The following is a 5,911-nucleotide window of genomic DNA, read 5'->3' on the forward strand; positions in this document are numbered from 1 at the left end:
CATAAAAAAGCCCGTGCTCAAAAGAACACGGGCTTTGGATAAATCCGGCAGCGGCCTACTCTCCCACTTTTACGCAGTACCATCGGCGCTGGCGGGCTTAACTTCTCTGTTCGGAATGGGAAGAGGTGGTGCCCCGCCGCTATAGCTACCTTAATCTTTTAGAACCGCTTTGATTTCTTCTCCCTGGAAGAAATGCGGCCTGCAATACCTTTAGGCACGATGGGAAGAAAGGATTATTTGATTACAATATCAGGGTCCCCTGATTCTTTTGAAAGTATTCGGGCAATTAGTACTGCTCGGCTTTGACATTACTGTCTTTACACCTGCAGCCTATCAACGTAGTAGTCTCCTACGGCCCTTAAGCGAGATCTCATCTTGAGGTGAGCTTCGCGCTTAGATGCTTTCAGCGCTTATCTCATCCAGGCATAGCTACCCTGCAATGCAGCTGGCGCCACAACAGGTACACTAGCGGCCTGTCCAACACGGTCCTCTCGTACTGGTATCAGGTCCTCTCAAATCTCAAACGCCCACAACAGATAGGGACCGAACTGTCTCACGACGTTCTGAACCCAGCTCGCGTGCCACTTTAATCGGCGAACAGCCGAACCCTTGGGACCTTCTCCAGCCCCAGGATGTGACGAGCCGACATCGAGGTGCCAAACCGCTCCGTCGATATGAGCTCTTGGGAGCGATCAGCCTGTTATCCCCGGAGTACCTTTTATCCTTTGAGCGATGGCCCTTCCATTCGGAACCACCGGATCACTATGCTCTAGTTTCCTACCTGATCGACCCGTCGGTCTCACAGTCAAGCACCCTTATACCATTACACTCTATTGGCGGTTACCAATCGCCATGAGGGTACCTTTAGAAGCCTCCGTTACTCTTTTGGAGGCGACCACCCCAGTCAAACTACCCACCACGCAATGTCTCCGGCATAGCCGGATTAGACGCCAAGTAAGCAAAGGGACGTATTTCAAGGGCGACTCCCCGATTCCTAGCGAAACCGGTTCATAGTCTCCGTCCTATCCTACACATCACTTACCCAGAGCCAATGCGAAGTTGCAGTAAAGGTTCACGGGGTCTTTCCGTCCCGTTGCGGGTAAACGGCATCTTCACCGTTACTTCAATTTCACCGAGCTCGCGGCCGAGACAGTGCCCAGATCGTTGCACCATTCGTGCAGGTCGGAACTTACCCGACAAGGAATTTCGCTACCTTAGGACCGTTATAGTTACGGCCGCCGTTTACCGGGGCTTCAGTTCAAGCCTTCTCCGAAGATAAGCTCCCCCCTTAACCTTCCGGCACCGGGCAGGTGTCAGGCCCTATACGTCATCTTGCGATTTAGCAGAGCCCTGTGTTTTTGATAAACAGTCGCCTGGGCCATTTCTCTGCGGCCTCTATTGCTAGAGGCTCCCCTTCTCCCGAAGTTACGGGGTCATTTTGCCTAGTTCCTTAGCCGCGAATCACTCGAGCGCCTCAGGATTCTCTCCTTGACTACCTGTGTCGGTTTGCGGTACGGGCCGCTATGCTCGCTTTTCTTGGAAGAAGCTGCTTGTCTTCGCTTCGCCCGAAGGCTAGGCTCTGCGCGCTATTCCGTCAGCACCCAGACACCTCGCTCCTCCGTCACTTTTATTGCATAGCGGGCGCAGGAATATTAACCTGCTATCCATCGGTTACCCCTTTCGGGTTCACCTTAGGGCCCGGCTTACCCTGATCCGATTAGCGTTGATCAGGAAACCTTAGTCTATCGGCGTGCAGGTTTCTCACCTGCATTATCGTTACTTATGCCTACATTTGCTTTTCCAGGCGCTCCAACATATCTCACGATACATCTTCAATGCCCCTGGAATGCTCCCCTACCACTTGTACATTGTACAAATCCATAGCTTCGGTGGTATGCTTATGCCCGATTATTATCCATGCCCAGCCGCTCGACTAGTGAGCTGTTACGCACTCTTTAAATGAATGGCTGCTTCCAAGCCAACATCCTAGCTGTCTAAGCAGCCGGACCTCGTTTTCTTCAACTTAGCATACACTTCGGGACCTTAGCTGATGGTCCGGGTTCTTTCCCTTTCGGACACGGACCTTAGCACCCATGCCCTCACTCCTGTAAATCATTTTACAGCATTCGGAGTTTGTCTGGATTTGATAGGCGGCGAAGCCCTCGCATCCAATCAGTAGCTCTACCTCTGCAAAACTATTACAAGGCTGCACCTAAATGCATTTCGGGGAGTACGAGCTATTTCCCAGTTTGATTGGCCTTTCACCCCTACCCACAGCTCATCCAAAGACTTTTCAACGTCTCCTGGTTCGGTCCTCCATTTTGTGTTACCAAAACTTCAACCTGGCCATGGGTAGATCACAAGGTTTCGCGTCTAGCGCCACCAACTTATGCGCCCTATTCAGACTCGCTTTCGCTTCGGCTGCGGACCTGAAGTCCTTAACCTCGCTGGTGACGACTAACTCGTAGGCTCATTATGCAAAAGGCACGCAGTCATCCGGCATATGCCGGACTCCTACCGCTTGTAGGCGTACGGTTTCAGGTACTATTTCACCCCCCTGTTCGGGGTGCTTTTCACCTTTCCCTCACGGTACTTGTTCACTATCGGTCTCTCGGGAGTATTTAGCCTTACCAGATGGTCCTGGCAGATTCAGACAGGATTTCTCGTGTCCCGCCCTACTCAGGGTACTGCACTCCATATCAAACTTTTTGTGTACAGGGCTATCACCTCCTTTGGCCGGCCTTTCCAAAACCGTTCCACTTCTGTTTAATATAGATTATTGCAGCCCTACAACCTCCCGACAGCCAAAACTGCCGGGATTTAGGCTTCTCCCATTTCGCTCGCCACTACTCTGGGAATCACTATTGTTTTCTTTTCCTCCGGGTACTTAGATGTTTCAGTTCCCCGGGTTAGCCTCCGGCTATTGCCGGATATCACGATTGCTCGCGATGGGTTGTCCCATTCGGGTACCTGCGGATCGATTCGTATTTGCCAATCCCCGCAGATTTTCGCAGCTTGTCACGCCCTTCATCGCCTCCGAGAGCCAAGGCATCCCCCGTACGCCCTTTGTAACTTTCTTTTTTCAAGAGAATCCTTATATCGTCTCTATAATCCTTTTGTTACTCAGTAATTCTTGAAATTGATTTCAATTTTTAACCTTTTATCTATTTCCCATCATGCCAAAGAACTTTAAAACCTTAGTAACAACTATTATCTCAGAGTATTTATACCCCGGACAACACTCCTTTACCAGGTTTGTGCAGATAACAAAGGAATCGAACCTTTACCTTTTGCGGCCCCAGCCTTATCTCACACAGTTTTAAGTTTCAGGTTTCAAACTCCGGGCGTTTCCCGTAATCCTGATGCCCCTGAACTCCGAACTGTTATCAGTATGTCAATCTTTTTTGAACGTTTTGCCTTTTTTTAGAGTGTGGCAATCACTTTGTTTTCCGACCTGTTTTTTCTTCTCTCGTCTCTGTACTTTGTACTTGATACTTTGTACTCAACTTCGTGGAGAATAAGGGAGTCGAACCCTTGACCTCTAGAATGCAAATCTAGCGCTCTAGCCAACTGAGCTAATCCCCCGGTTCCAGTTTGCAGAAGATATCCTGCTTACTGGGCAGTAGTCCCGCCCAGACTTGAACTGGGGACCTCTACATTATCAGTGTAGCGCTCTAACCAGCTGAGCTACGGGACTCTATTGTTTAGAGTTCCGTATTTCGAGTTTAAAGTTTTCGAGTTGCTCCTGATTTGAACTTTGAACTTTAAACTTTGAACTCTATTCTGTATTTTATAAAAAAAGCAAGGGCCTTCCTTGTCAATCTCCGGGCATTCATATCTGATGCTCCAGAAAGGAGGTGTTCCAGCCACACCTTCCGGTACGGCTACCTTGTTACGACTTAACCCCAGTCACCGGTTTTACCCTAGGCCGCTCCTCTCGGTCACAGACTTCAGGCACCCCCAGCTTCCATGGTTTGACGGGCGGTGTGTACAAGGCCCGGGAACGTATTCACCGCGCCATGGCTGATGCGCGATTACTAGCGAATCCAACTTCATGGAGTCGGGTTGCAGACTCCAATCCGAACTGGGACCGGCTTTTCAGATTAGCATCCCCTCGCGGGGTAGCTGCCCTCTGTACCGGCCATTGTAACACGTGTGTAGCCCTGGACATAAGGGCCGTGCTGATTTGACGTCATCCCCACCTTCCTCTCACCTTACGGTGGCAGTCCCGCTAGAGTCCCCAGCTTGACCTGTTGGCAACTAACGGTAGGGGTTGCGCTCGTTATGGGACTTAACCCGACACCTCACGGCACGAGCTGACGACAACCATGCAGCACCTTGCAGAGAGCCCCGAAGGGAAGGGTGTTTCCACCGCATGCACTCTACATTTAAGCCCAGGTAAGGTTCCTCGCGTATCATCGAATTAAACCACATGTTCCTCCGCTTGTGCGGGCCCCCGTCAATTCCTTTGAGTTTCAACCTTGCGATCGTACTCCCCAGGTGGTTCACTTAATGCTTTCGCTCAGCCGCTTACTGTATATCGCAAACAGCGAGTGAACATCGTTTACAGCGTGGACTACCAGGGTATCTAATCCTGTTCGCTCCCCACGCTTTCGTGCCTCAGCGTCAGTCATGGATTAGTAAGCTGCCTTCGCAATCGGAGTTCTGTGCAATATCTATGCATTTCACCGCTACACTGCACATTCCGCCTACCTCATCCATACTCAAGACCTGCAGTATCAATGGCAATTCTACCGTTAAGCGGCAGTATTTCACCACTGACTTACAAGCCCGCCTGCGCACCCTTTAAACCCAATGAATCCGGATAACGCTTGCATCCTCCGTATTACCGCGGCTGCTGGCACGGAGTTAGCCGATGCTTATTCCTACGCTACCGTCAGTGCCCTACACGTAGGGCCGTTTCTTGGCGTAGAAAAGCAGTTTACAACCCATAGGGCCGTCATCCTGCACGCGGGATGGCTGGTTCAGGCTTTCACCCATTGACCAATATTCCTCACTGCTGCCTCCCGTAGGAGTCTGGTCCGTGTCTCAGTACCAGTGTGGGGGGTAACCCTCTCAGGACCCCTACTGATCGTTGCCTTGGTGAGCCGTTACCTCACCAACAAGCTAATCAGACGCATGCCCATCTTATGCCACCAGAATTTTAATCATCTTACCATGCGATAAAATAATATTATGGGGTATTAATCCACGTTTCCATGGGCTATCCCCCTGCATAAGGCAGGTTGCATACGCGTTACGCACCCGTACGCCGCTCGTGTACCCCCGAAGGGGCCTTACCGCTCGGCTTGCATGTGTTAAGCCTCCCGCTAGCGTTCATCCTGAGCCAGGATCAAACTCTCCGTTGTAATTATAAAAAGTTTAAAATCTCTTTCGCTCAGATATGATTCTCTCAGAAATCAACAAAGTTGGTACACCTTGCTTTTTTTTAATGCTTTATTTCAAAATTTTAAAGAACTCTTCTTTTTGTATCTTTCCATAAAAAATCAGCACCTCATCTTAAATGCTGACCCTTCATCTTTTTCCTAATTTTACCGGCAGCCTCTAACCCATTCTCCTCTCTCTCTTGCATCCCTGCCGGAACTGTTCCCTTTATTTCGGGGCGGCAAAGGTAATAACTCTTTTTCTTTAACCAAATAATTTTTCGGTTTTTTTTATCCCGGCTCAAACTTTTTTTTAATCCCTAAAAATCTTTCGCCTTCCAACTGCCAAACCTATCCTTCTCCCCTCAATCCTTACAATGAACATCGCTCTCAAAGCGGCTGCAAATGTATAAGCCTTTTTAATTCCTGCAAACTTTTTTTAACCCTTTTTTTACCTTTCGCCCCAAAAATTATTCAACACCCTGAATACCAAATACTATCTTTTTTGAAATTAAGTTAACATACGC

The 5,911-nt window shown here is 49.4% G+C and carries 2 tRNA genes and 3 rRNA genes; all 5 read right to left on the reverse strand.

The features are described from left to right. Window positions 1-42: 42 nt before the first annotated feature. The 5 genes from rrf to D1164_RS23325 all read right to left on the reverse strand — a co-directional run bounded on the left by rrf (window position 43) and on the right by D1164_RS23325 (window position 5,369). Window positions 43-153 (reverse strand): 5S ribosomal RNA (gene rrf / locus D1164_RS23305). Between the two features lie 113 nt (window positions 154-266). Beyond that, window positions 267-3,079, reverse strand: a 23S ribosomal RNA gene (locus D1164_RS23310). Between the two features lie 432 nt (window positions 3,080-3,511). Further along, window positions 3,512-3,585 (reverse strand) — tRNA-Ala (locus tag D1164_RS23315). A gap of 38 nt (window positions 3,586-3,623) precedes the next feature. Continuing rightward, window positions 3,624-3,697: transfer RNA gene (locus D1164_RS23320), tRNA-Ile, on the reverse strand. Window positions 3,698-3,850: 153 nt separating this feature from the next. After that, window positions 3,851-5,369 (reverse strand): 16S ribosomal RNA (locus D1164_RS23325). Together the 16S, 23S and 5S rRNA genes with 2 tRNA genes alongside form the textbook arrangement of a ribosomal RNA operon. Window positions 5,370-5,911: the final 542 nt, after the last annotated feature.

Source organism: Mariniphaga sediminis, from assembly GCF_003573545.1.
In the GTDB taxonomy this organism is placed as follows: domain Bacteria; phylum Bacteroidota; class Bacteroidia; order Bacteroidales; family Prolixibacteraceae; genus Mariniphaga; species Mariniphaga sediminis.